The organism is Agarivorans sp. QJM3NY_33, assembly GCF_050870865.2.
In the GTDB taxonomy this organism is placed as follows: Bacteria; Pseudomonadota; Gammaproteobacteria; order Enterobacterales; family Celerinatantimonadaceae; genus Agarivorans.
In genome coordinates, this window is the sequence record NZ_CP194039.2 from 1,026,316 (window position 1) to 1,051,190 (window position 24,875).

At 45.0% G+C, this 24,875-nt stretch carries 21 protein-coding genes; 18 read left to right on the forward strand and 3 right to left on the reverse strand.

The genetic code is table 11. The features are described 5' to 3' along the window. Positions 1-41: 41 nt before the first annotated feature. From nhaR to ACRRSY_RS04650, 3 genes are all read left to right on the forward strand, one after another. Positions 42-977: a transcriptional activator NhaR gene (gene nhaR / locus ACRRSY_RS04640; RefSeq protein ID WP_432461040.1), complete on the forward strand. Its 936-nt coding sequence runs from the start codon at positions 42-44 to the stop codon at positions 975-977. A gap of 549 nt (positions 978-1,526) precedes the next feature. After that, positions 1,527-5,783, forward strand: coding sequence for a PKD domain-containing protein (locus ACRRSY_RS04645; RefSeq protein WP_432464433.1), 4,257 nt, complete (start codon positions 1,527-1,529; stop codon positions 5,781-5,783). 145 nt (positions 5,784-5,928) lie between these two features. Beyond that, positions 5,929-6,225 (forward strand): ArsR/SmtB family transcription factor, encoded by a 297-nt coding sequence (locus ACRRSY_RS04650; RefSeq protein WP_432454308.1) that lies wholly within the window; start codon positions 5,929-5,931, stop codon positions 6,223-6,225. 67 nt (positions 6,226-6,292) lie between these two features. Here ACRRSY_RS04650 and rpsT read toward each other — a convergent pair whose 3' ends face one another. Continuing rightward, on the reverse strand, positions 6,293-6,553 hold the full coding sequence (gene rpsT, locus ACRRSY_RS04655) for a 30S ribosomal protein S20 (protein WP_432454307.1): 261 nt from the start codon (positions 6,551-6,553) through the stop codon (positions 6,293-6,295). A gap of 237 nt (positions 6,554-6,790) precedes the next feature. Here rpsT and murJ point away from each other — a divergent pair, with 237 nt between their 5' ends. The 12 genes from murJ to ACRRSY_RS04715 all read left to right on the forward strand — a co-directional run bounded on the left by murJ (position 6,791) and on the right by ACRRSY_RS04715 (position 20,998). Beyond that, positions 6,791-8,368, forward strand: coding sequence for a murein biosynthesis integral membrane protein MurJ (gene murJ / locus ACRRSY_RS04660; RefSeq protein WP_432454306.1), 1,578 nt, complete (start codon positions 6,791-6,793; stop codon positions 8,366-8,368). Positions 8,369-8,410: 42 nt separating this feature from the next. Then, a complete protein-coding gene (gene ribF, locus ACRRSY_RS04665) occupies positions 8,411-9,349 on the forward strand; it encodes a bifunctional riboflavin kinase/FAD synthetase (RefSeq protein WP_432454305.1) in 939 nt (312 codons plus the stop codon). 20 nt (positions 9,350-9,369) lie between these two features. Further along, a complete protein-coding gene (ileS, locus tag ACRRSY_RS04670) occupies positions 9,370-12,201 on the forward strand; it encodes an isoleucine--tRNA ligase (protein ID WP_432461043.1) in 2,832 nt (943 codons plus the stop codon). Further along, positions 12,194-12,706 carry a signal peptidase II gene (gene lspA / locus ACRRSY_RS04675; RefSeq protein ID WP_432454303.1) on the forward strand — a complete coding sequence of 171 codons (513 nt, stop codon included), beginning with the start codon at positions 12,194-12,196 and terminating at the stop codon, positions 12,704-12,706. The genes ileS and lspA overlap by 8 nt, the downstream gene beginning before the upstream one ends. Next, on the forward strand, positions 12,703-13,128 hold the full coding sequence (gene fkpB / locus ACRRSY_RS04680; RefSeq protein WP_432461044.1) for an FKBP-type peptidyl-prolyl cis-trans isomerase: 426 nt from the start codon (positions 12,703-12,705) through the stop codon (positions 13,126-13,128). Before lspA ends, fkpB begins: the two co-directional genes overlap by 4 nt. A gap of 9 nt (positions 13,129-13,137) precedes the next feature. Beyond that, entirely contained in the window at positions 13,138-14,073 is a 936-nt protein-coding gene (gene ispH / locus ACRRSY_RS04685) for a 4-hydroxy-3-methylbut-2-enyl diphosphate reductase (RefSeq protein WP_432454299.1), read from the forward strand. 367 nt (positions 14,074-14,440) lie between these two features. Continuing rightward, positions 14,441-15,037, forward strand: coding sequence for a type IV pilus modification protein PilV (gene pilV / locus ACRRSY_RS04690; protein ID WP_432454297.1), 597 nt, complete (start codon positions 14,441-14,443; stop codon positions 15,035-15,037). Further along, positions 15,034-16,041 (forward strand): PilW family protein, encoded by a 1,008-nt coding sequence (locus ACRRSY_RS04695; RefSeq protein WP_432464434.1) that lies wholly within the window; start codon positions 15,034-15,036, stop codon positions 16,039-16,041. The genes pilV and ACRRSY_RS04695 overlap by 4 nt, the downstream gene beginning before the upstream one ends. Beyond that, positions 16,041-16,487, forward strand: coding sequence for a hypothetical protein (locus ACRRSY_RS04700; protein ID WP_432454295.1), 447 nt, complete (start codon positions 16,041-16,043; stop codon positions 16,485-16,487). Before ACRRSY_RS04695 ends, ACRRSY_RS04700 begins: the two co-directional genes overlap by 1 nt. Positions 16,488-16,539: 52 nt before the next feature. Continuing rightward, positions 16,540-20,253, forward strand: coding sequence for a PilC/PilY family type IV pilus protein (locus ACRRSY_RS04705; RefSeq protein WP_432464435.1), 3,714 nt, complete (start codon positions 16,540-16,542; stop codon positions 20,251-20,253). Further along, complete coding sequence (locus tag ACRRSY_RS04710) at positions 20,254-20,685, forward strand: type IV pilin protein (protein WP_432464436.1); 432 nt, start codon at positions 20,254-20,256, stop codon at positions 20,683-20,685. A gap of 1 nt (position 20,686) precedes the next feature. Further along, positions 20,687-20,998: a hypothetical protein gene (locus ACRRSY_RS04715; RefSeq protein ID WP_439033345.1), complete on the forward strand. Its 312-nt coding sequence runs from the start codon at positions 20,687-20,689 to the stop codon at positions 20,996-20,998. A gap of 8 nt (positions 20,999-21,006) precedes the next feature. Here ACRRSY_RS04715 and ACRRSY_RS04720 read toward each other — a convergent pair whose 3' ends face one another. Then, the gene (locus ACRRSY_RS04720) at positions 21,007-21,531 is read right to left on the reverse strand and encodes a GspH/FimT family pseudopilin (protein WP_432454289.1); all 525 of its coding nucleotides are present in this window, start codon (positions 21,529-21,531) and stop codon (positions 21,007-21,009) included. A 223-nt stretch (positions 21,532-21,754) separates the two neighbouring features. On the opposite strand from ACRRSY_RS04720, the gene ACRRSY_RS04725 reads away from it, so the two are divergent. After that, entirely contained in the window at positions 21,755-22,093 is a 339-nt protein-coding gene (locus ACRRSY_RS04725) for a P-II family nitrogen regulator (protein WP_220718788.1), read from the forward strand. Between the two features lie 51 nt (positions 22,094-22,144). Here the strand turns inward: ACRRSY_RS04725 and ACRRSY_RS04730 are convergent, their stop codons facing one another. Continuing rightward, a complete protein-coding gene (locus ACRRSY_RS04730) occupies positions 22,145-22,879 on the reverse strand; it encodes an outer membrane protein assembly factor BamD (protein ID WP_432454288.1) in 735 nt (244 codons plus the stop codon). Between the two features lie 253 nt (positions 22,880-23,132). Between ACRRSY_RS04730 and rluD the strand changes: the two genes are divergently transcribed. Together rluD and pgeF are read left to right on the forward strand one after the other, a co-directional pair. Next, entirely contained in the window at positions 23,133-24,101 is a 969-nt protein-coding gene (rluD, locus tag ACRRSY_RS04735) for a 23S rRNA pseudouridine(1911/1915/1917) synthase RluD (protein WP_432454286.1), read from the forward strand. A 3-nt stretch (positions 24,102-24,104) separates the two neighbouring features. Beyond that, positions 24,105-24,836: a peptidoglycan editing factor PgeF gene (pgeF, locus tag ACRRSY_RS04740; protein WP_432454284.1), complete on the forward strand. Its 732-nt coding sequence runs from the start codon at positions 24,105-24,107 to the stop codon at positions 24,834-24,836. The last annotated feature ends 39 nt before the right edge of the window (positions 24,837-24,875 follow it).

Consider the following 24,875-nt stretch of genomic DNA (forward strand, 5'->3'; position numbering starts at 1 on the left):
ATCAACGCAATCCCCTGAGAGGGATTGCTTTTAGGTCATACATGTCGCATTTAAACTATAACCACCTTTACTATTTTTGGATGACCTGCAAACGAGGGTCGGTGACGGCCGCCGCAGAAGCCTTATTTATTACACCACAAACCGTTACCGGCCAAATTAAACAACTTGAGCAACGTCTTGCTGGGGAATTATTCACTCGGCGCGGTCCGAAAATCACTCGGACCGAGCTAGGTCAGTTGGTTTATAAATATGCTGACCGAATGTTTAGTTTAAGCTACGAAATGCTGGATATTGTGAATTATTCACAACAAGAAAAGTTGTTATTTGAAGTCGGAGTGGCCGATGCATTATCTAAGCGTTTGGCGAGTCGGATCTTATTATCTACGGTGCCGCCTGATGGTGATATTCGTTTACGTTGCGTGGAATCGACTCACGAATTACTGCTGTCGCAACTCGCTGAACATAAGTTGGATGTGATTTTATCCGACTGCGGCTTAGATCATGCGAAGCAAGAGGGGGTACTCAGTAAAAAATTAGGCGAAAGCAGTATTGCTTTTTTCGCCAACGAACCCTTACCTTTGTTGCCTTTTCCAGCCTGTTTAGAGCAGCGTAGCTTGTTATTGCCTGGTCGCCGAAGTGCTTTGGGTCGTAAATTATGGGCTTGGTTTGAGCAGTTGGGTTTAAAGGTATCGGTATTGGCTGAATTTGATGATGCCGCGTTAATGAAAGCATTTGGCGAATATACCGATGGTATTTTTATTGCTCCTGCAATTTACACTGAAGATATGTTGGCCAATCCTAATACCCGTTTACTAGGCGTTACCGATGATCTCAAAGAAGAATATCATCTGTTATTTGCCGAACGGATGATTCAACATCCTTCGGTGAGGCGCTTATGTAATACCGATTTTTCGCAGCTGTTTGCCGATGAAAAACATCAACATAGTCTGGATGTAATACAGAGCCTCGGCGGTTAAAATTTAGGTTTTACAAGATAATCCTCTTCTCAAAAAGCAATCTTTACCATTCCTCAAATATAAATGATAGCTTTCGTGATAAATATCAAATTTATCACTAAGTTGTTTGTGTTTATTTGATGTTTGACGAGTTTATCGACTTCGTTGCTTCTTAATTGAAGGTATACCCGCTAGTGTTGCTAAAACTATAAAGTAACGTCGAAGGTTCGCTTACATCTCAAAGCGAATTCCGGTTTATATAATAAGTGTTGGCGTCAAGGCGACTAGCATACTGAATGTTTCTGATAACTCTGCGTAATGGCTAAATCACTTCGCCTGTTCGCTTTTGAGCTGAAGTACAGAAGCCTTGTGGAGTAGAGTCCATCTCAACTTCTACTTCACAAGTGATGCCTTAGGCATCAAATACGCAGGATCCAACCGTTATAGGGCAATTAAATATAATCGGCTTAACGGCCTACAAACCCATGTTTGGCTTCTGCATTTTAATCAGCAAGTAAAGCGTATCGAATAGCTATGCCTATGGCTATGGTGCGGGAAAGGAAGCAAATCATGAAAAAGATGTTCGCCATCACGATGGTGGCAGCGTCGGTCTCTGCGCATGCAGAAATCGCTGCAACTCATATTTACCATAATCACATGCCCAATTTCTGGCCTTATTACGATGTCAGTGAATACGATAATCTTGCGGTCGGGGAGGCGGTTCGCTATGCCTACGACGGTCAAGTGATTAACTTAAAACAAAACCCGCCAGCAAATTATAGTTTTTTTATTCCAAGCTCCGGGGCGCCGATGCCTCATGATGATTTGGTCTCGTATTATCAGCATCATGCTAAAACAGGCGCCTACCTGAGTTGGCCCATGGATACCGCGAAGTCTAATCATGGTAATCATCCACAGAGCCAAACTCATGTCACCATGTCGGCCGCGGTGATCAATAACGTACAAAGTTTTGCCGAGTTGGCTAATTTAGACGGATATAACCTAGGTTGGGGAGCGCATTGGCGAGAGGTTCAAGCGAATACTAAAACCTCAGGCGGTTTTAATGCATTAGATACCATTCACTTCTCTGGTCACCATACAATGGGGCCTTTAGTGGGTAATGAGTACTTTCTAAAAGATTTGATTTATCAAAATGTAACTTTAGCGCAAGATTATTTTCTAGGTGACGCCTTTAAGTCATCGAAAGGTTTCTTCCCGACTGAGCTCGGCTTTTCCGAGCGGATCATCCCAGTGTTAAATAAACTGGGGATTGAATGGTCGGTATTGGGTAATGTGCATTATTCCCGAACCCTACGTGATTATCCCTATTTAAATGATCCGGGGGTCGATACTTTAATTTCTCCACCGAATCGAGCGGACTTACAGAATGAAAGTAATATCGGGGCGTGGACCGAGTTGCACATGTTTAATGAACAGCAAAACACCATTAATAAATTTCCCTTCGCCTCGATCCCTCATTGGGTGCAGTATGTCGATCCTGAAAGCGGTGAGCAATACAAAGTTGCCGGTATTCCGGTTGAACAGGCGAGCTCTTGGGAAGAAGGATATCAGTGTAAAGTGACCGCTGATGTCATTAAACCATTTGTTGATGATGCGGCAAGCTTAGGGCGGACTCAGTTCTTTACCATTGCGCACGATGGTGATAATTCTTCTGGCTGTGCTGGTGATGGAAACACTTGGGCGAATTCGGGGAATGTGACTTATGCGGATACTACGGTTCGAGGTATGGGGGTAGAGGAATATTTGGCCGCACACCCGATCCCTGCCGAGGATGTGGTACATGTTCAAGATGGCTCGTGGATTGATACTCGAGACTCTTCCGCAGATCCAACTTGGTATCATTGGCATATTCCAATGGGGGTTTGGAAGGGGCAAATGGCGGACTTTAATACCGCCAATGGCACCGACTTTGTCGCCACGCGTGAGCATATGGTCTCACTTGAATTGGGATATCATTATTTAGAACGTAATTTTGCGTTGCTTCAAGCCGCGGAGAACTATGCCAAGACCGCTGAGCAAATTTGGTTGGATAATAACCCTAATTATTGGAGCCCAAGTACCGAACGTGACCATCAAGTGACCTACCCTGGTAATCAATTGAATCCCTGGATGATGTCGTTTCCGCTGAAAGGAGATCCTGCGAACAATTACGCGGGTGGGGCTAATCCTGCGGAGCTAGGCTGGTACTTCTTATTAGCATCGATTGATTCGGGCTTTGGTTATTATGATGAGAATATTGATGATGGGGTGAAACCCACAGTGTCGTTTAATCAATCGCTACACTTCTCTGTTCCCTATGTGGAAGCAAATCTGAGTCAGGATAAAACTGGGCCTTCTTTATGGTGGCCGCAGCGCTACCCTTATAATCCAGGCAGCGCCAACGCGAGTAAGGCCGAGGGTTGGGCGAAGGTTTACGCCGATACTAAATTTGCCATCTATACCTATGGCTACGATGTGAGTGATATTCAAGACATCAAGGTAAAGGTTCGGGTACATAAGGATAAGTGGGCAACAGCCACCGATAAAACCTTTAAGTTATACGATCCGAGTGCCCATAGTAGCGATCCAAATGTTGACCCTTCACGGGTTGGCGAGTGGCAGAGTTTTGCGATGAGTGAACGGGATTTAAGTGCCGATATCAACGGCGTGAGCTGGCAGCCATCGGGCAAGGAAATATTTGAGGTGGTTCCGGCAGACAAAATCGGCAACATGTACTTCAGCTATATCGAGGACTTTCAAGAGCAGCTACTTGATTACTATATTGAAGCGCGCGATAGCAAAGGTAATATCACGCGTTCGGCTATTCAACAAGTTTATGTTGGCGCGGGTCAGTTCAGTCACGTCGATGGCAAGCTGGTGGAAGATGTCAACGGTAGCGTTGCAGGTGAAGCAATGTTCTTTACCGATGATGTGATTATTGGAGATGCTCGTCCAGTTGCTGATATTGATGCAAGTGATGCAGAGGTCGCACATGGGACAGTGGTTACCCTAAGCGCTGCCGGTTCAACGGATAGTGAAGGCCCTATTGCGAGCTATCTTTGGAGCACTGGTGAAACGACTCCGACAATTACACTCACTCTGAATGAGCGGACTACCATTTCAGTCACCGTGACCGATAGTGTGGGGCAAAAAGCGTCTACCAGTGTGAGCTATCGGATCATTGGACAAACTGTCACTTCCAGCGTGTACTACCAGGACAGCAATGGTTGGGGACAAGTGTGTTTGCATTACAGTATTGATGGCGGATTAACTTGGACAACGGCACCGGGAGTGGCAATGCAAAGTCTTGCTGATAATTGGTATCGCTTAAGCATTGATTTAGACAATGCTGATCAGCTTGAATTTGTCGCGAACAGTTGTAGTGGCGCTTGGGATAATAATGGGGGGGCTAATTACAGTGCAGGTGAAGGTGATTGGCAGGTTGCCGGTGGCGTGATTTTAGCAGGGATCCCCGATGGCGTTGACGGTAATATCGCCCCAGTGGCGGTGATATCTCCTGCTAGCCATACGGTGGCAGTCGGCACCGAGGTGACTTTAAGTGCTGCGGGGTCTAGCGATAGTGACGGAAGCATTAGCAGCTATGCTTGGAGTACTGGTGAAACCAGCCAAAGCATTACACTTACGGTGACTGAAACGCAAACTATTACGCTGACCGTGACCGACGATGCCGGGAAAACGAATACCGCTTCGGTGACCTTAAATGTTGCTGAAAATGTATTGCCAATTGCGGTGATTAGTCCCGCCAGTCAAACCGTGATTGCCGGTAGTGTGGTGACCTTAAGTGCGGCAGGTTCTTTCGATGAAGACGGTCAAGTGCTTAGCTATTTATGGAGCACTGGCGAAACCACCGCGGAGATTGACGTTACTGTTAATCAAAGCATGACGGTCGGGCTTACGGTCACGGATAATGATGAGGGGCAAGCCTCAACAGAAGTGCTCTTGAGTCTTGCGACGGAAAATTTCGCTGCTAATTTTGAGCAACTTTACTTCCGTGGCACTGCGAATGGTTGGCAAAGCTCAGCGATGAGCCTCATCGCGGATCATACTTGGCAAGTATTGGTTGATTTTGATGGCCAAACAGAGCAACGCTTTAAGTTTGATGTTAATGGTGATTGGAGTCAAAACTATGGGGATAACAATAGTGATGGCGTGTTAGAGCAAAGCGGCGGTGATATTTTCACTGCGGTCTCTGGCGTTTATTGGGTTGAAGTGAATGATCAAGAGCTTGCTTATCGCATTGTTGAGCAGAATGTAAATCAAGCACCAACTGCGGTGATCACTGCGTCTGCAACACAAATCGATATTGGTCAAAGCATTAGCTATAGTGCCGCAGCCTCTAGTGACAGTGATGGCAGCATTACCGGTTACTTGTGGAGTAATGGTGCAAATACTGAAACCACGACCATCACTTACGATGCCGTAGGCTCTTATGAGCTTAGCTTAACGGTTACTGACGATGGCGATAAAACCGGTCAAGCGTCGGTGTTCGTGACAGTAGTGGACCCCAATGCCAACTTCGTTGCTAATTTCGAGAACTTGTATTTTCGAGGCACCGCTAATGCTTGGCAAAATACCGCAATGAGCTTAGTCAGAGATAACATCTGGCAAGTGACTATCAGTTTTGATGGGCAAAGCGGACAGCGTTTCAAGTTCGATACGGTTGGAGATTGGTCTTATAACCTCGGTGATAATGAAGCCGATGGTATCCTGGAAGAAGCGGGGGCCGATATTTATACCGATGTTGTTGGCGATTATTTACTGGAATTAGATGATTTGAGTATGACTTATTCGCTCACTGCTTTGTAACGGAGTCGGAACGATAAATGAGCCGCTTTCGAGCGGCTTTTTTATGTTCAATACCGCGGCCATGGCGACTCCATTGCTCGATCCGGCTAGCTGAATTTGGTCATTTCACGTATAGTTTGGATAATTAATATTTTAGAGTTTGCAGATGAATATACAAAATATGCAGAAAAATGCTGAACCAGCATTGAAGCTACTAAAAGCCTTGGCGAATCAGAACCGCTTGATGATTTTGTGTCATTTGTTAGAAGGGGAGTTAACAGTTGGTGAATTAAATCAACGAGTTGAATTAAGCCAATCAGCTTTATCTCAGCATTTAGCTTGGTTAAGAAAAGATCAGTTGGTGATGACTCGTAAAGAATCGCAAACCATTTATTATGCTTTAGCGAGTAAAGAGGCAAAAGCAGTTCTGGTTCAGCTTCATGATTTATACTGTGCGGATTAAGTTTCTTCTTAATTTCACCAATAAAAAAACCGACTTAAAGTCGGTTTTTTTGTTCAAGCACCTTAAATTAAAGTGCGTTGATTTTAGCCACAATGCGGCTCTTATGGCGAGCTGCTTTGTTTTTGCTGATCAAACCTTTAGACGCGTAACGGTCTAGGATAGGTTGAGCAACAGTGTATGCTGCTTGAGCTGCATCTTTATCGCCTGCGTCGATAGCTGCAATAACTTTTTTCAAATTAGTGCGCATCATGGAGCGACGGCTAGCGTTATGTTGACGACGCGTTTCAGCTTGGATAGCGCGTTTTTTAGCTGACTTAGTATTAGCCAAGGTTAACTCCTGAACTTTGTCTTGGAATTATGAATTTAAAGGCCGTGGAATATGCCCGTTTTTCATGTTTATGTCAAACAATTTTTAACCAACTATAAAATCCAAGCAAGTAAAACCTAACTAAACGTTATGGTCGTAGCATCGATCTCTATAGGCGGGTAAACTGTGGCGCGATTCTACCAGCATTTTTAATGTTAGGGCAGAGGAATTTGTATAAATTGGCTACAGGACAGTGCATTGAGTAGAACCTTGTTAAAATCGGGCGCCATTGTGAGCGGTATGACTTTGATTTCTCGGGTGTTAGGTTTGGTTCGTGATGTGGTGATTGCGAATTTGATGGGGGCAGGCGTTGCCGCTGATGTATTTTTCTTTGCGAACAAAATACCAAACTTTTTACGTCGATTATTTGCCGAAGGTGCGTTTGCTCAAGCCTTTGTCCCGGTGCTGACCGAGTACAAACAAAATAATCGTGAAGATGAAGTGCGTTTGTTGATTGCCAAGGTAAGTGGCACGCTAGGTTTAGCGGTTACCATTGTGACTCTATTTGGCATTATTGGCTCGCCATTAATCGCGGCCTTGTTTGGCACGGGATGGTTTATTTCTTGGCTACAAGATGGGCCCGATGCAGCAAAATTTGAATTATCGGCTTTTCTTTTAAAAATTACTTTTCCTTATTTATGGTTTGTCACCTTTACTGGTTTATCTGGGGCCATTTTAAATGCCTTTGGCCGTTTTGCCGTGGCTGCTTTCACTCCCGTGTTATTGAACGTCGCAGTGATTGGTTTTGCGCTTGTTGTGTCTCCGCATCTTGAGCAGCCGGAAATCGGTTTGGCGATGGGGGTCTTTTTTGGTGGTCTGATCCAGTTCTTGTTTCAGCTGCCTTTTTTGTTGAAACTAAATTTATTGAGTAAACCTCAATGGGGCTGGAAGCACCCAGGGGTGACGAAGATCCGAACCTTGATGATCCCTGCTTTATTTGGGGTGTCGGTGAGTCAAATCAACTTGCTATTAGATACCTTGATCGCGAGCTTTTTGGTTACGGGCTCAATCTCATGGTTGTATTACTCCGATCGTTTATTAGAGTTTCCTCTCGGCTTGTTCGGCATTGCTATTGCCACGGTGATCTTACCAAGCTTGTCGCAACGCCATGTGGATAGCGATCCAAAACAGTTTCAGCAAACCATGGATTGGGCTGTACGTATGGTGTGCTTCTTGGGGATTCCGGCAACCGTGGGCATGGCGCTATTGGCACAACCCATTCTACAGGTGTTATTTATGCGTGGTGCCTTTGACCCTCAAGATGTCCTCAACGCATCCTATAGTCTGGTGGCTTATAGTGGTGGCTTACTATTTTTCATGTTGGTTAAAATTTTAGCGCCAGGCTATTACTCCCGACAAGATACTAAAACCCCTGTTAAATATGGCATCATCGCGATGGTCAGTAACATGGGGCTTAATTTGATTTTTGCGATCCCCTACGGATATGTTGGCCTTGCCATTGCGACCGCTTTATCTGCAGTATTGAATGCTAGTCTGTTATATCGAGGTTTACACCTTCAAGGGGTGTATCAGATGAGTCGCGCCAGTGCTTGGTGTATTGCTCGCATTCTCCTTGCATCGATTGTGATGGGGGCTGCGATTGCTTGGCTGTCACCAACAACAGAACAATGGTTTAGCCTCGCTTGGCATAGCAGTATGTTGCATTTGCTCAGCTATATTGGCGTTGCGGTCATCGTATATCTTATTTTACTGTTTGCTTTGGGGATCCGATTAGCTCACCTGAAAAGCAGTTTCGGGGCTGTAACTGGCGGCTAAACAAGCTATAATCCGTCGGTTTTTGATGAAATAGGCGCCGGAATGGAGTTAATTCGCGGTATATGCAATATAAAAGCACGTCATTATGGCTGTGCTTTGAGCATTGGTAATTTTGATGGTGTTCATTTAGGTCACCAGCAAGTCATTAAACGTTTAGTCGAACAGGCTCGCCAGCGAGGTCTGCCCGCTGTGGTGATGATTTTCGAGCCCCAGCCCTTAGAGGTTTTTGCTAAACGCCAAGCGCCCGCTCGAATTAGCCGCTTTCGTGATAAATACCAACAGTTGAAAACGTTGGGTGTAGACCGGCTACTTGTGGTCCGTTTCAATCAAGTATTTGCGGAACTGAGCGCCGATTATTTTGTACGCCAGTTGTTAGTTGAATTGCTGGGTATTCAATACCTTGCTGTTGGCGATGATTTTCGCTTCGGTAAGGCGCGTGCTGGTGATTTTTCGAGCTTACAAGTTGCGGGGCAACGTTACGGTTTTGATGTAACGGCAACTCACTCGTTTTGTATTAATCATCAACGAGTCAGCAGTACTGGTTTACGTCAGTATTTAGCAGAGTCTGATTTTAATACTGTTGGGCAGTTATTAGGACGAAAGTTTAGTTTTAATGGCAAAGTCATTCACGGTCAAAAGTTAGGACGTCAATTGGGGTTTGCCACCGCTAATTTAAAAGTGGCTCGTCATGTATGCCCTATTCACGGGGTATTTGCGGTTAAAGCTTATGTTCAGCAGCTGCCTGAACATCGATTTTCTGGCATTGCTAACATCGGTTGGCGGCCGACTGCAAATGGTAAAGATTTATTGGTAGAGGCCCATTTATTTGAGTTTGATGCCAACCTGTATGGCCAACGTTTAGTGGTTGAGCCGCAGTTGAAAATAAGAGATGAACAAAAATTTGATTCGCTTGACGCACTGAAAGCTCAGGTGAATCTCGATATTAAGCGAGCAAAAGCCTACTATGGCCTTGCAGAGTAACCGACTGGAAAAGTAATTCGATGAGCGACTATAAAGATACTCTTAATCTACCCAATACCGAGTTCCCAATGCGTGGTAATTTGGCAAACCGTGAACCTGCAATGCTAAAGCGTTGGAGTGAAAAGGATCTATACGGCCAAATTAGGCTGGCCAAAAAGGGTAAGAAGAGCTTTATTTTACACGATGGCCCTCCTTACGCGAATGGCAATATTCACTTGGGCCACGCGGTGAATAAGGTGCTAAAAGATATTATCGTGAAATCGAAAACCCTGTCTGATTACGATTCGCCTTATATTCCTGGCTGGGACTGCCATGGTTTGCCTATCGAGTTACAGGTTGAGAAAAAAGTCGGTAAGCCCGGTAAAAAAGTGACGGCAGCCGAGTTTCGTCAAAAATGTCGTGAATATGCCGCTAAACAAATTGATGGTCAGCGTCAGGATTTTATTCGGATGGGGATTCTTGGCGATTGGGCGAACCCTTACCTCACCATGAATTTTGATACCGAAGCGAACATTATTCGTGCCTTGGCAAAAATCATTGACAATGGGCACCTCATGCAAGGCTCTAAACCAGTACATTGGTGTACTGATTGTGGCAGCGCCTTGGCAGAAGCGGAAGTGGAGTACGAAGATAAAAATTCTCCTGCGATTGATGTGCGTTTCGTTGTTGTTGATGAAGCTGCGTTGCTGGCAAAATTTGATCATCCACAAGGTGCCGATGGTGAAGGTCCAATTTCTGCGGTGATTTGGACCACTACGCCTTGGACCTTGCCTGCGAACCGCGCCGTGGCTGTGAATGCACATCTTGAATATGTGCTGGTTCAAATTGAAACCGAGGATGGCAAACAGCGGGTTATTTTGGCGCGTGAGTTAATGGAGCAGTGTGTTGAGCGTTTTGGCGCAATTCACTTTCATGCGCTTGGGTATTGCCAGGGGGCTGCGCTTGAACTGATTCAAGTGAAGCATCCGTTCTACAATTTTGAAGTGCCGATTATTCTCGGCGACCACGTGACCACTGAATCGGGTACTGGTTGTGTACATACCGCTCCTGGCCACGGTCAAGAAGATTTCGCAGTCGGTCAAAAGTATGGCTTAGAAGTTGCGAATCCAGTGGGTGACAATGGTGTGTTTCTTGCCGACACCGAGTTTTTTGCAGGTCAGCATGTATTTAAAGCCAATGACAATGTTGTAGAAAAGCTGAAAGAAACGGGTGCTCTATTACACCATCATGCTTATCGTCATAGTTATCCACATTGTTGGCGCCATAAAACGCCGATTATTTTCCGAGCTACCCCGCAGTGGTTTGTCAGTATGGACCAAAATGGTTTGCGCAAGCAGGCGATGCAAGAAATTAAGAATACTCAATGGATCCCTGATTGGGGCCAGAGTCGCATCGAAAGCATGGTTGAGAATCGTCCCGACTGGTGTATTTCTCGCCAACGTACTTGGGGCGTTCCAATTGCCCTATTTGTGCATCGCGAAACTAACGAGTTGCATCCTCGCGCTGTCGAGTTGATGGAAGAGGTAGCGAAACGCGTTGAACAGAACGGTATTCAGGCTTGGTGGGATTTAGATGCAACTGAATTATTAGGGGATGAAGCGGCTAGTTATCGCAAGGTTGAAGACACTCTGGATGTATGGTTTGACTCTGGCTCTACCCATTCAAGTGTGGTTGCTGCGCGTCAAGAGTTTAATGGCCATGCCGCCGATATGTACCTAGAAGGTTCAGATCAACATCGTGGTTGGTTTCAATCATCATTAATGATTTCGACTGCCATTAATGGGAAAGCACCATACCAACAAGTGTTAACTCACGGTTTTACGGTTGATGCCAACGGTCATAAGTTTTCAAAATCATTGGGGAATGGTGTTGCACCGCAGGACGTATGGAACAAACTTGGTTCTGATATCTTACGCTTGTGGATCGCATCAACTAACTACACTGCAGAAATGAGTGTGTCTGATGAAGTATTTAAACGCAGCGCCGATGCCTATCGACGTATTCGGAATACTTCACGCTTCTTGTTAGCAAATTTAGCTGGTTTTGAACCTGAGCAACATTTGGTCGCTAGTGAAGATATGGTGGCTCTTGACCGCTGGGTGGTGGGGCGTGCCGCTGCAGTTCAACAAGAAATCGTTGAAGCTTACGAGCAATATCAGTTCCATGTGGTGTATCAAAAATTAATGCACTTCTGCTCAATCGAGTTAGGTAGCTTCTACTTAGATATCATTAAAGATCGTCAGTATACTGCTAAATCCGATGGTTTAGCGCGTCGTTCGTGTCAAACCGCCTTGTACCATATCGCGGAGGCATTAACACGCTGGATAGCGCCTATCTTGAGCTTTACTGCCGATGAAATCTGGCAGGCTCTGCCTGGTCAGCGCAACGAATTTGTGTTTACCGAAACTTGGTATCAAGGTTTGAGTTCTTTAGCGCAAGATAGCGCGATGAACGATGATTTTTGGGCGAAGTTAATCACCATTCGTGATGAGGTGAATAAAAACCTTGAACAAGCGCGTCGTGATAAGAAGATCGGTGGCACCTTAGAAGCGAAAGTAAGCCTCTATGTTGATACTGAATTGGCGCAACTATTAAGTTTGCTGGGTGATGAGTTACGCTTTGTATTGTTAACCTCTGAGGTTAGCTTACATACCCTAGAATCTGCTGGTGCAGAAGCCGCGAGCACTGAGTTAGCGAATATGAAAGTGCAGATTGAAGTTGCCGAAGCTGAGAAATGTGAGCGTTGTTGGCACCATCGAGAAGATGTTGGTCAAACAGAGGCTCATCCACATTTGTGCGCACGTTGTGTGAGTAATGTGGCTGGCGAAGGAGAGTCTCGTCACTATGCATAAGCAAGCTGCTATGACTGAAGTTTCAGCGACCGGCTTGCGTTGGCTGTGGTTGAGCGTATTGGTTTTTGCGCTTGACCAAGCCACTAAGTATGCAATCGCAGCTAACTTTAATTTGTATGAGTCGCTGCCAATTACACCGTTTTTCAATTTGGTCTCGGTGCGTAATTACGGTGCAGCTTTTAGTTTTCTCAGTGACGCAGGTGGTTGGCAGCGCTGGTTTTTCACTGCCATAGCGATTGGGGTTAGTGGCCTGTTGCTATGGTGGATGAAGAAAACTTCGGTAGCCCAAAAATGGCAGGCGATTGCTTATGCTCTGGTGCTTGGCGGTGCCGTTGGTAACGTATTTGATCGCTTGGTTTTTGGTTATGTGATCGACTTTCTAGATTTTTATATCGGGAGTTACCATTGGCCATCTTTTAATGTTGCCGATTCAGCCATCTGTGTTGGCGCAGTGCTATTGGTACTTGATAGCCTATTTAGTTCTCATTCTAAGGACACTAAATGATCCAGCAAGGTAGTACGGTTGAGTTGCATTTTGTGTTGAAATTGTCAGATGGCACTATCGCTGAAAGTACTTACAATTATTCCAAACCCGCGCAACTAGTGCTGGGGGATGGTAGCTTAACTGAAGGTTTCGAAACCTGTTTGCTAGGCTTGAAATCAGGGGATAAACGTGAATTTGAACTGCCAGCAGAGCAAGCTTTTGGCTTGAGTAATCCTGATAATATTCAGCACTTTGAACGCAGTAAATTTGGTACCGATGCGCCGGCAGAAGAGGGTAATATCATTGCTTTTGCTCAGCCAGATGGGAGTGAAATTCCAGGAATTATTAGAGCCGTTACTGGTGACTCAGTGACGGTAGATTTTAATCATCCTTTAGCGGGTCATACAGTGATCTTCGAAGTGGAAATTTTGGCGGTTCATTAAGGAACGATAATGGAAATAATCTTAGCCAACCCTCGGGGATTTTGTGCCGGTGTTGACCGGGCCATTTCTATTGTTGAGCGCGCTCTGGAAATGTTTGGTGCGCCAATTTACGTCCGTCATGAAGTTGTGCATAACCGCTATGTTGTGGATGGCTTACGTAAACGAGGCGCAGAATTTGTTGATGAACTGAGTGATGTTCCTGAAGGCAGTATCTGTATCTTTAGTGCACATGGTGTTTCACAACAAGTCCGCGCGGAGGCAAAACGTCGAAACTTAAAGATTTTTGATGCCACCTGCCCGTTGGTAACCAAAGTTCATATGGAAGTTACTCGGGCTAGCCGCAAAGGCATTGAGTGTGTATTGATCGGCCACCAAGGTCACCCTGAAGTGAATGGGACAATGGGGCAGTATAATAACGATGCAGGCGGTATCTATTTGGTGGAAACCGTGGCCTGTGTTGAAAAACTTACAGTAAAAAAACCGACGCATTTATTTTATTGTACTCAAACCACGCTGTCGGTGGATGATACTTCGGCGATTATCGATGCCCTGCGGCTTAAGTTCCCAGCCATTCAAGGACCACGCAAGGATGATATTTGTTATGCGACCCAGAATCGTCAAGACGCGGTAAAAAATCTTGCTGAAAAGTCTGATGTGGTGCTGGTGGTTGGTTCTAAAAATTCGTCTAACTCTAACCGTTTGCGTGAAAAAGCTGAAAAGTCTGGAGCTCAGGCTTACCTTATTGATGGTGTGAGCGATATTAATGCAGCTTGGTTTAAATCTGATAGTCGGGTGGGGGTGACCGCTGGCGCTTCTGCTCCCGAAGTACTGGTGCAAGAGGTCGTTGCTGGTTTAAAAGATATGGGAGGGGTTCGTGTTATAGAGAATCCCGGTCGAGAAGAAAATACTATTTTTGAAGTCCCTGCAGAGTTAAGACTGATCTAGTCTAGCGCGTTCAGCATTCTCATATTCTATAAAAAAGAAGGCATGTCCTTCTTTTTTGCGCTATACACTAAATAACTAGGTTGTTAGAGGTTCGCTTCTGGCTGTTGCTCATGGATTCGGAGCGACATAGAGACTTGGGCTATTCGCGGCACGCTGCTATGGCGGCTTTAGGCAAGCGTAATTACACTTCTCGTCATCTAAGTTCAAATTATTGGATGTCGAAGTATGCCATTTGAGGCCGATTACTGAGGGACTTAGGCAAGCGCGATTCTTGGTTATCGTCATTTCAAAGTCGTAAGCTATAGCGGGATCTGCGTGACTGAAATGAGCTCGCTGGTTTTCCTGATTGACTGAATATTGGCACAAAATGGCATTAAGCATCATGGATGGGTCGGTTAAGATGCTACATCAATCATATTCTCGAAACCTCGGTTTTACGCTGATCGAGGTCATCATCACTTCTTTTATTTTGGCCGTGGGTTTACTGGCCGTCGTCGCGATGCAGGCGGTTGCTAAACGTTCTAGTTTCGAATCTCATCAACGTACAGTTGCTATGTTATTAGCTGAAAATTTGGTGGAACGGGTGCGGTTAAATCATTTGGCTTGGCAAGCTAATAATCCAGCTACAGTGACTGTTGGCGAGGGCCAAGTTGCAAGGGTTAAGCCTGCCTGTGCAGAAGACAATGGTTTACTGAGCAACTGTAGTTTTGCTGACCTAGTGAACGATGATTTATATCACTGGGAATATGGTCTTTACGCCAAGTCTGCGGGCGGTAAAGGCGGATTAGTAAAACCTAACGGTTGCGTGCAGCTGAAGGCCGATGGGGAGCTCACGGTGGTGGTTACATGGCAGTCTCGACAATCGTTAGTTGCTTTGAGTCACAGTAATCCTCTTGTTGCTAGCTGCGGCGTGAATGCAGACCAACGTCGCAAAATGGTACTCACTACACGAGTTGGCCTATGAGCCATTCCACTCAACAGGGCTTTACTTTAATTGAATGGTTGATCGCGATTGTGATTGGTTTGTTTTTGACTGCAGGGATCGGGAGTTTTTTGGTTGCCTCGCAGCGTACTACGGAAGCGACCTATCATAGTGAACAAATGATGGATAGTGGCAGAATCGCCACCCATTTAATTACTCGAGATCTAAAAATGGTTGGTTTTTTTGGCGAATATACCGGTAAGCCTATGGTGAGAGGTGCTGGGGTCACTTTAGTTACAAGCGATATTCCGAGTGCTAACGATTGTTTGACTGACTGGGTTGGCGCGACCCCAGAAGGCTCTTTTCCATCGGCTGGAGGGCGTTTTAGTCCTTTGTTTGTTGGTCAAGTGAGTAACAGTAACTCTTTAAGTGGCCAGTATGCTTGTGTGAGTTCGCGTAGCAACTTGGTGCTTGACTCCGATGTTATTGGTATTAAGCGGGTAATTGGCTCTCCAAAGTTAAGCGCCGCAGACTTAAATTCCAAGCGTTATTACTTTGCGGCAAATTCCGCCCAAGCGGAGCTCTTTACTAGTAGCGATCCTTGGCCAAGTGAAGCTGATATGCCGGGGCGGCAAGTTTGGGAATATCAACACTTTGTTTATTACTTAGATGTGAGCGCGCAATCAGGCTTGCCTGTTTTACGCAAGTTGTATCTCCATAATGATAGTGGAATGCAGGCCATCAATGGCCCTTTGGTGGAAGGTATTGAGAGAATGAGGTTATTACTGGGGGTGGATACTGATACCAGTGTAGATGGGGTGATTAATGAATTTATTGCCGCTAGTAACGTGACGCCGCTGCAGTGGAGTGAAGGGCGAGTGATTGGCGCGAAGTTATATTTGTTAGTCCGTTCCTTAACTGAAGATCAAAACTATACTAATAACAATAGTTATGAATTGGGCGATGTTGCTGTTGCTGCTGCAAATGATCATTATCGCCGAACGTTGTTTGAATCGGTCATCTTTTTCAGAAATATGGTGTATTGATGAGTATTCACTTGAAATTGAGGAAACAGTCTGGCGCGGCATTGTTTGTGGCTATGTTGTTTTTGCTGATTTTAAGCTTTTTGGGTGGGGTGTTACTGAGCAGTGCCAATCAAGGTTTAAAAGTCGTTTCAGCGATGGGTGATCGGCTTGGCGCTGAGAATGTATTGGAAGGCGAGATGGATCAGTTGATTATGGCTCCTCGCTTACAAAGTTTAATTGGCTCGATGCCTGCGGCGTCTTCAATGTCTGCATCCAGTGTGGTGCCAGGGGTCGACGGTACCTTGAGTCACACCGTCGACAACGTCTGCTCGAGAAGCATTAATGCTAGCAGCAATAATGCCATTAGCCAATGTCGTTATATTAGAGTTGTGGCGGATAAAAGTTATGGTAAAGGGGCACGGGCAGCAACTTCCTTAGCGGCCGGGATTGAGCAGCCATTGTTGTAAATAACGGCTTAAATATAAGTAGAGGCTGCTGACACATTTTAGGAGAGAGCGAATGAACGGGCGATTAAAAGCGGGACTATTTGCTTGCTTGTGTTCCGCGGCGGTGACGGTTCCGGTATGGGCAGACGATACAGAGTTATTTCTTTTTGATTTTAATAGCCTCAATTCTGCAGATCCTAAAGTTTTAATTATTTTTGATACTTCAGGCAGCATGGCATGGAATATCACGACCCGCCAAGGTTATAACCGCGATAGTCAAGGTAACGAGAGTTACCAAAATTATCCTATTGGAATCAGCTCGCAAAATAGTCTCGATAACGATTTTATTTATTTTACGGTTAATGGCGTCGATGGTTCTTATATTCCGGTTGGCGCCAATGATGATCGCCGCTTTATTTGGGATATTAATAACTGCGCCGCCTCTTATGAAGCATTAGCCAAAAATGGTGTTTTCACTGGGTATTTTCGAGAACACCGTATTCAAGGAGGTAGCGGATCTTGGGACGATGTTCGGCTAAATAATGGCGCTAATTATACCGTATTGGATTGTATTGATGATTATGAATTAAGCAGCGACCCGAGTGATGGACGTTTACTCGATGCCAATGGAGACCCGCGCTCATTTACTGTAAAGCTCCAAGATGATGCCGGTAATTTTTATGACAAAGTGGTCTCTACCATTAATCCGGGTCAGTACCGGGAAAGCAATAACGCCTATGTTCCCGCTCCACAGGGCCACCCCATTAATGGAGCGGCACGTAATACCGAAGATTTTTATACTTTAAATAAAGCCGATGCGGAGCGAACCACGAAAGATACCTTCGATGATGGTTACTTGATAACGTTGTATTCAGCTAATTATTTACGTTGGTACCACTATGCAGATTCGACAACGTCAAGACCTCGAATTGAGATAGCCCAAGAAGCAATGGAGAATGCCTTAGATACCATTAATGGGGTTAAGTTTGGATTGATGGTTTTTAATACTACCAATCATGGTGGTCGGATCATTCGTCGTATTCAAGCCTCCGATGATAATCAAGATTTAATCACGAGTATTGTTGAATTGGATGCAAATGGTGGAACCCCCTTGGTTGAAACCTTAATGGAGGCCAAACACTACTTTGCGGGGGAACCGGTGGTATATGGCTTGGAAGGTTCACGTCGAAGCCAAAGAGATACTGCCGCAGAGTCTTCTGGGAGCTATATCTCCCCCTATGATGTGGGCTGTGATGCTTCGATTAGCATTATTTATATTACCGATGGAACGCCGACCGTTGATGATGAAGAAAATGGTAATGTAACCGCCTTGCCAATTAATACCAATAACGTGCAAGGCTGCGATGAGAACGCAAGCACTGTCGCGGATTGTTCTTGGAAAGATCCGGTTGGCTTTGGCACCGGAAATGAAACCAGCTATTTACCGGTATTAGCCAAGTGGATGAACACCAACGATATCAACCCAGACGTAAGCGGTAGGCAGTATGCTAAAATTTCGACCATTGGTTTTGGTGAAGATGTTATTCAAGGCGGCTCAGCAATGCTTATTAAGACCGCTGAAAACGCTCAGGGACGTTTTTACCCCGCAGAGGATGGCGTTGAATTAGAATCAGCCTTTCGCCAAGCCTTGATTGGAATTTATGAAGAAAGCTCTTCCTTAGTCTCTCCGGCAGTAACCAGTAATAACTTTGACCGAACCCGCACCCTGGATCGGGTGTATTACGCGATGTTCAAACCCTCGTTAAGTCCGCGTTGGCGTGGCAATTTAAAAAAATTACAGCTCTCGTCGGCTGGTTATATGAGTGATCAGAACGGAAACCCTGCGATTGGTGCCGATGGTTCAATTATCGATGAAGCAAAGACTTATTGGTCCTCAGTTAAAGATGGCAACAATGTCGAATTAGGTGGTGTATCTGAAAGCCTTGTGAGCAATCAAGCTCGAGTGGTGTATTTTAATCAAAGTGACCGCGGCAATTTTGCTACTTTATCTTCGACTAACCTCACAACCAAAGCAGGCTCCGCTGCAAATTTGGCCAATCATTTGGGCGTAAATGAAGATGCGCTGACTGAGCAGGTAAATTGGATCCTTGGATTGGATGTTGATGATGATGATGGTGATAGCAATACCACCATTCGTAATGACTTGATGGGAGATCCGCTGCACTCTCGTCCGCTCGTGATTAATTATGGCTTGCGCTCTGGTGCAGCCAGTACCAGCGCCGACCCGAATGATATGGATATTCGTATTCTGGTTGGCACCAATGGTGGTGCCTTGCATATGTTTAAAGACTCGGGTGCGACGGTAGCGGAAAGCTGGGCATTTTTTCCTTATGAGCTGTTAGGTCGCCAGCTGGCATTACGTAATAACGTTGCAAGTTCCCAGCATATATACGCTATTGATGGTACCCCAAGCGTTTTTCTAAAGGATGTTGATAATGATGGTAAGTACAGCACTTCGGGAGATCAGGTGCTTGTATTTACCGGTTTACGTCGTGGGGGCGATGCCTATTATGGGATGGATTTAACCGATCCTGATTCACCTAAAATGCTTTGGAGGCTGAATAGTTCTTCAGCTGGTTTGTCGGAGTTAAGTCAAACTTGGTCACAACCGTCAGTCGGTTATGTGCCAGGACATAGCAACCCAGTGGTTATTTTTGGCGGTGGTTATGATGTGAATCAAGATTCGATGAATCCTGTGAGTGACAGCAAAGGAAGAGCGATATTCATCGTTGATGCAATGACTGGTGAACGTGTTTGGAGTTTAACAAATACTGGCGATAGCCGTTTAACACATAGTATTCCAAGTAAGATAGCGACTTTGGATAGTGATGGAGATGGCAAGATTGACCGTCTATATTTTGGCGATATGGGGGGGCGGGTATGGCGAGTCGACTTATACTCAGAGGATCAAAGTAAATGGGAAATGACAGCCTTAGCGAGCATCAGCGATAGCACAACCGTGACCGAAAGACGTAAATTCTTTACTGAGCCAGTCATTGTTCGAACCTATCTTAAAAAATTGACTCAAATCACCACTGGTGAAGGTGCAGAGCAAGTAACCATCACCGACTCACAGCAAATTCCCTACGATGCGGTGTTGATTGGCTCAGGAGACCGGACTAAACCCGTGACCGATAAAGACCCCAATGGTGTGAACAACAAATTTTATATGTTTCGAGATTATAATGTCCAATCGACAGATTTCACTACAGTTTCAGAAAAGCCCACCGCAATTACTTCTGATGAGCTATACAATATTACCAGTGATCCTATCGGTAGTTTAAGTGATGAAGCGGCGATTGAAAATCAGTTGCTCGCTTTGGGCTCTGCCAAAGGTTGGGTTTATGATTTACTCGATGATGGTGAAAAGTCTTTAGGGAGTGCTTTAGTACTTGGAGGAGAAGTTTACTTCACATCCTTTATTCCGGAAACGACAAATTCGGCCACCTGCACCATTCCTACAATTGGTAAAGGCCGAACTTACGCGGTGAGTATGCATATTGGTACTAACGTGAATAACCAGCGATATTATGATGTGGCAAATAAAGTCCCCGATGACTTGATTATTCATTCTGGTGAAGATGAGCAAGGAGAGTCGGTGATTCGCGTATTTGGCGGAGATCCGGGTGAAGACTTGGTGTTTGATGACCAAAATGATGAGCAAGAGCATACCTGTGAAGAGGATGGTGCTTGTAAGCAGGGGTCTCGTCAGGCAAATGTCGATATGAGTCCAAAACAAATTTACTTTTATTTTAATGAGGACTAGATGAGCAGAGCGATGCGAGGGGTCACTTTAATTGAACTGATGATTGCGGTTGCGATTGTGGCTATATTAGCGGCGGTGGCTTACCCTGCTTATACTTCCTTTGTGGCTGAGTCGCGGCGCAATGAGGCGAAGAAAGAACTCAGTACTTTGACCGTTTTGCAGGAGCAGTATTACGCAGATAATGCGAGTTACGCCAGTAGCTTAGCTGCATTGGGGCTGACTGCTGCTGGAGTTACGACTTATAACTCTGAGAGTGCATATTACACGATAAGCTTAACCGCTTCGGCTGCGGCAAGCACTTACACTGTCAAAGCGACCGCCATAGGTTCTCAGTTGAACGCTGACAGTGATTGTCGAAGCTTTACGATTAATGAGCAAGGGGCTAAAGCCGCAGTGAATGCCTCGGGAAGCTCTAATCCAGAATGTTGGTAGGATGATGAATAGACTATTATGGTTGTTGTTAGTATTGATGTTGCCTATTTCGGTGAGCTCTGCTCAGACGGTAAAGTGTTATATGCAGGGGGAAAAAGGCATTGACCAGGTGATTATTGCCAGTCCCGGTAAACAAAAATCGAAGCCGCAGCCTTCTATCGGGGATATTCGAGCAGATTTGTATCAGCGTTATGTGAATGACCGTAAAACCATAAAAAGGCTGGGTCACTTGCGTACTTTCGAATGTGTTGATTTTAACGATAAATTCAGTTCAGAGCTGGCCAATCGCGCCTTTACAGAATTAAACTATTAAGCTCATCGCTAGATGGGACAACTGGTTTTTTCGCTGTCAGTGATAAAGCGAATATTGCCACCTAAAGAAACTTTTACACCTTCAATATAGTGATTGTTATCAGAGCAAAAATAGAGGCTTGCTGAGCTACCATGGCCGAGGACTAAACCGTCACTACCAAAATGTATAGCATTTACAGAACCATAAAAGTTTATTTTGCCAGCTTGGTTATAGGGGGCCGCTGCTTGTAGTATTTGTTCGTTAGCATCGAGTTTTCCATTGTTGTTATTGTCAGCAAAAATCGTTAAACCGTTATTGACGGTGCCTCCGCAGTCACTGCCGTTGGACTGTAATGCACAAATTACCACCCGTTGATTTAAGTTGATTGCCTGCGCTCTGGCAAAGCGGACTTCGCGCATTAAGCGATTAACCGTGGCATCAGCAGACATCGATTGGAATAAATTCGATAAGTTAGGGACTCCGACCCCCAAAAGAATGACCGCAATAGCGACAGTGACCATTAGTTCTAAGAGAGTAAAACCTAGCTGTTTCATTGTGATACTCAATATTGGACTCTATTTAAGCTTATACCTTTTTCTTGAACTTACCGTTTTAATCATTCAATCAAGTGCTGATATGCTTGACACAATGATAAGCAGCAAGTCATTTTGTTAAACTTTTCAAGGTGAAGGTGGTGATAGAAACATTGTTAGTTGCTTAAGCTTGGCTTAAAGTAAAGAGCATAGTTAATAAAATGATGAACATAAGGAAGTACAAATGAAGCAAGTAACAGCCATTATCAAACCATTTAAGATGGATGATGTACGCGAAGCCTTAGCTGAAATTGGTATTACTGGTATGACGGTGACAGAAGTGAAGGGCTTTGGTCGTCAAAAAGGTCACACTGAACTATACCGTGGTGCAGAATACAAAGTGGACTTTTTACCCAAAATGAAGCTAGAGCTAGTGGTGCAAAAAGATGATTTAGAGCGTTGTATTGAAGCGATTGTTCAGACTGCTCAAACGGGAAAAATTGGCGACGGCAAAATTTTTGTGCGTGATGTAGACCGTGTGATCCGTATTCGTACTGGTGAAGAAAACGAAGACGCTATTTGATTTCATAAAAAAGCGAGCTCCATGAGCTCGCTTTTTTAAATGTGTTATTGATTAGTTCGCTTGAATTATTTTTTGAGTCTGCTCGGCCATTTCTTCTACGCCCAAAGCTTTGTAACCTTTTTCCATGACGACCAAAGCTTCTCTAGCGGAGGGGGTATCTGGAAAGTTTTCTACAACATAGCGAGCGCGATTTATCGCCCCAATATAGGCTTCTCGTTTAATATAGTAATTTGCCACAGAAATCTCATTCCGAGCGAGGTTATCTTTTAGGTAAACCATTCGCTGCTGAGCATCTGTGGCATAACCGCTGTGAGGATAACGAGTGATTAGAGTATTAAAATCACTGAAGGCTTGACGAGAAAAACTTGGATCGCGGTCGTAGCGATCAATTCCGACCAAACTTTGAAATAAATTATGGTCAGCCGCCATATTAATTAAGCCACGCATATAGTAGACGTAATCTAGAGAGCTATGAGTGGGGTGATTGCGAATGAAGCGATCAGTGCTTGCTAAGGCCATGGCCGTATCGTTGCGTTTATAATATACATAGATTAAATCGAGTTGAACCTGACTAGAATATGGCCCAAATGGATAACGGGTATCTAGTGCTTCAAGGCTATCCGTGGCATCACTAAAAGAACCATTATTAATCGCAGTCTGCGCATCGGCATACAGCTCTGATGCTGGCTTATCAGGGATTTTAGGTTTCTCTTTGGTGTTCGAAGAGCAAGCGCCTAATATAAGGCCAAGTAGTATGATTGAAATTGTTTGCTGATAAATGCGCATAATTTGGCTAAAAGTCATCTTGGTAATAAATGTGATAGTAGAAAAGTAACACGGGCCACAATGGACACGGTAAGTGTTAAACCAATCACCTCAAATAATGGGCAAACAGTATCCTCTATGCTACTTAAACCGTCAATCATCGAGTGAGATATATGATAGGAAGATGATCCGGTAAACAATTTTCTTCTATGCTTTAGCCTGAGAATGATTACAATAGCCGGTTTTGGCCTTCCTGTCAGAGGTAATACCTAAGATGAGTCAACAATTAGAGTTGCGTGCAATCGTCGACCAAGAACTTGCTGGGGCCCGCCTAGACCAAGCTTTAGCGGCCTTATTTCCCGATTATTCTCGTTCTCGGATAAAAGAATGGATATTGGGGGAGTGTGTTCGTTTGGATGGCGAACTTAAGGTGAAACCGAGGGAAAAGGTTGTTGGTGGAGAAGAGATTATCTTAAACACCGTATTAGAAGATGTAGTTGAAGCGCAAGCAGAAGACATCGAACTGGACATCGTTTACGAAGATGATGACATCTTGGTAATCAATAAACCTATTAATATGGTGGTTCATCCAGGTGCTGGTAATCCTAGTGGCACGATCCTGAATGCCTTATTATATCGCTATCCAGCGATTGCCGAAGTGGCTCGAGCAGGGATTGTTCACCGTCTTGATAAGGATACTTCCGGCTTAATGGTGGTGGCTAAGACGGTTCCCGCTCAAACGCATTTGGTGGAAGCTTTACAAGAGCGCCGTGTGACCCGTGAATATGAAGCGATTGTTACCGGCACCATGACTGCTGGTGGTCTAGTGGATGAACCTATTGGTCGCCATCCAAATAAGCGAACTCATATGGCAGTGGTTCAATCGGGAAAGCCCGCGGTGACTCATTATCGTGTTGCCGAAAAGTTTCGTCAGCATACCCGTATTCGTTTGCGTTTAGAAACTGGGAGAACCCACCAAATTCGGGTTCACATGGCGCATATTGGTCACGCCTTGTTGGGCGATCAAACCTATGGCCGTTTACGTTTACCAAAAGGGGCGAGTGAGGAATTAGTCACCGTAATGCGTGCATTTAAACGCCAAGCTCTACACGCAGTGATGTTACGTCTAGAACATCCCATCACCGGTGAAATGATGGAATGGCATGCACCGGTCCCTCAGGATATTTTAGATATCGCAGAGGCTTTACGTGACGACCACAAACTTAATCCAGATTTAGGTTAGGTTTTGCCAAGTCACCTTGTTGAATGGCCTTGTCCGCCAAATGTTCGAGCCATATTTAGTGACCGTCTTGGTGGCGTGAGTCAAGCGCCCTTTGACTCCTTTAATTTAGGGGATCATGTTGGCGATGCTCGGAGAGCGGTTCAGCAAAATCGTGTCGCTTTTCAGGCTGAGATGCCAGACCAGGTCTGCTGGCTAAAGCAGATCCATAGTACTCAAGTGGTTGATGCGAGTTTGAGTGGCAGTCAAATGGCAGAGGCTGACGCCAGTGTTAGCGACCAACCGGGGGCAGTTTGTGTGGTGATGACCGCAGATTGCTTGCCGATCCTATTATGTGACAAACAAGGTCGAGTGGTGGCTGCGGTTCATGCTGGTTGGCGTGGTTTAGCCAATGGGATCATTGAAAATACCATCGCTAAGATGAAAGTTGCCCCGAAGCAAGTGATGGCATGGATGGGCCCAGCGATTGGCCCAAGTGCCTTTGAAGTGGGTGAAGAGGTCAAACAAGCGTTTGTCGATAGTCACTCAGAGGCATATTTAGCTTTTACTCCAAGCAATAAAGCCAATAAGTATTTTGCTGATATCTTTATGTTGGCCGAGCAACGTCTTACCCAAGCGGGGCTTACCGCAGTCTATTCTGAGCGGTGCTGCACTTATCGTTCAGCACAGCAGTTTTACTCATATCGTCGTGAGGGATTAACTGGCAGAATGGCCGCTGCGATCTGGTTGGAAGAATAACTGGAAACAGTTCACAAAGTTTACCTTTAGCTTGAAAAT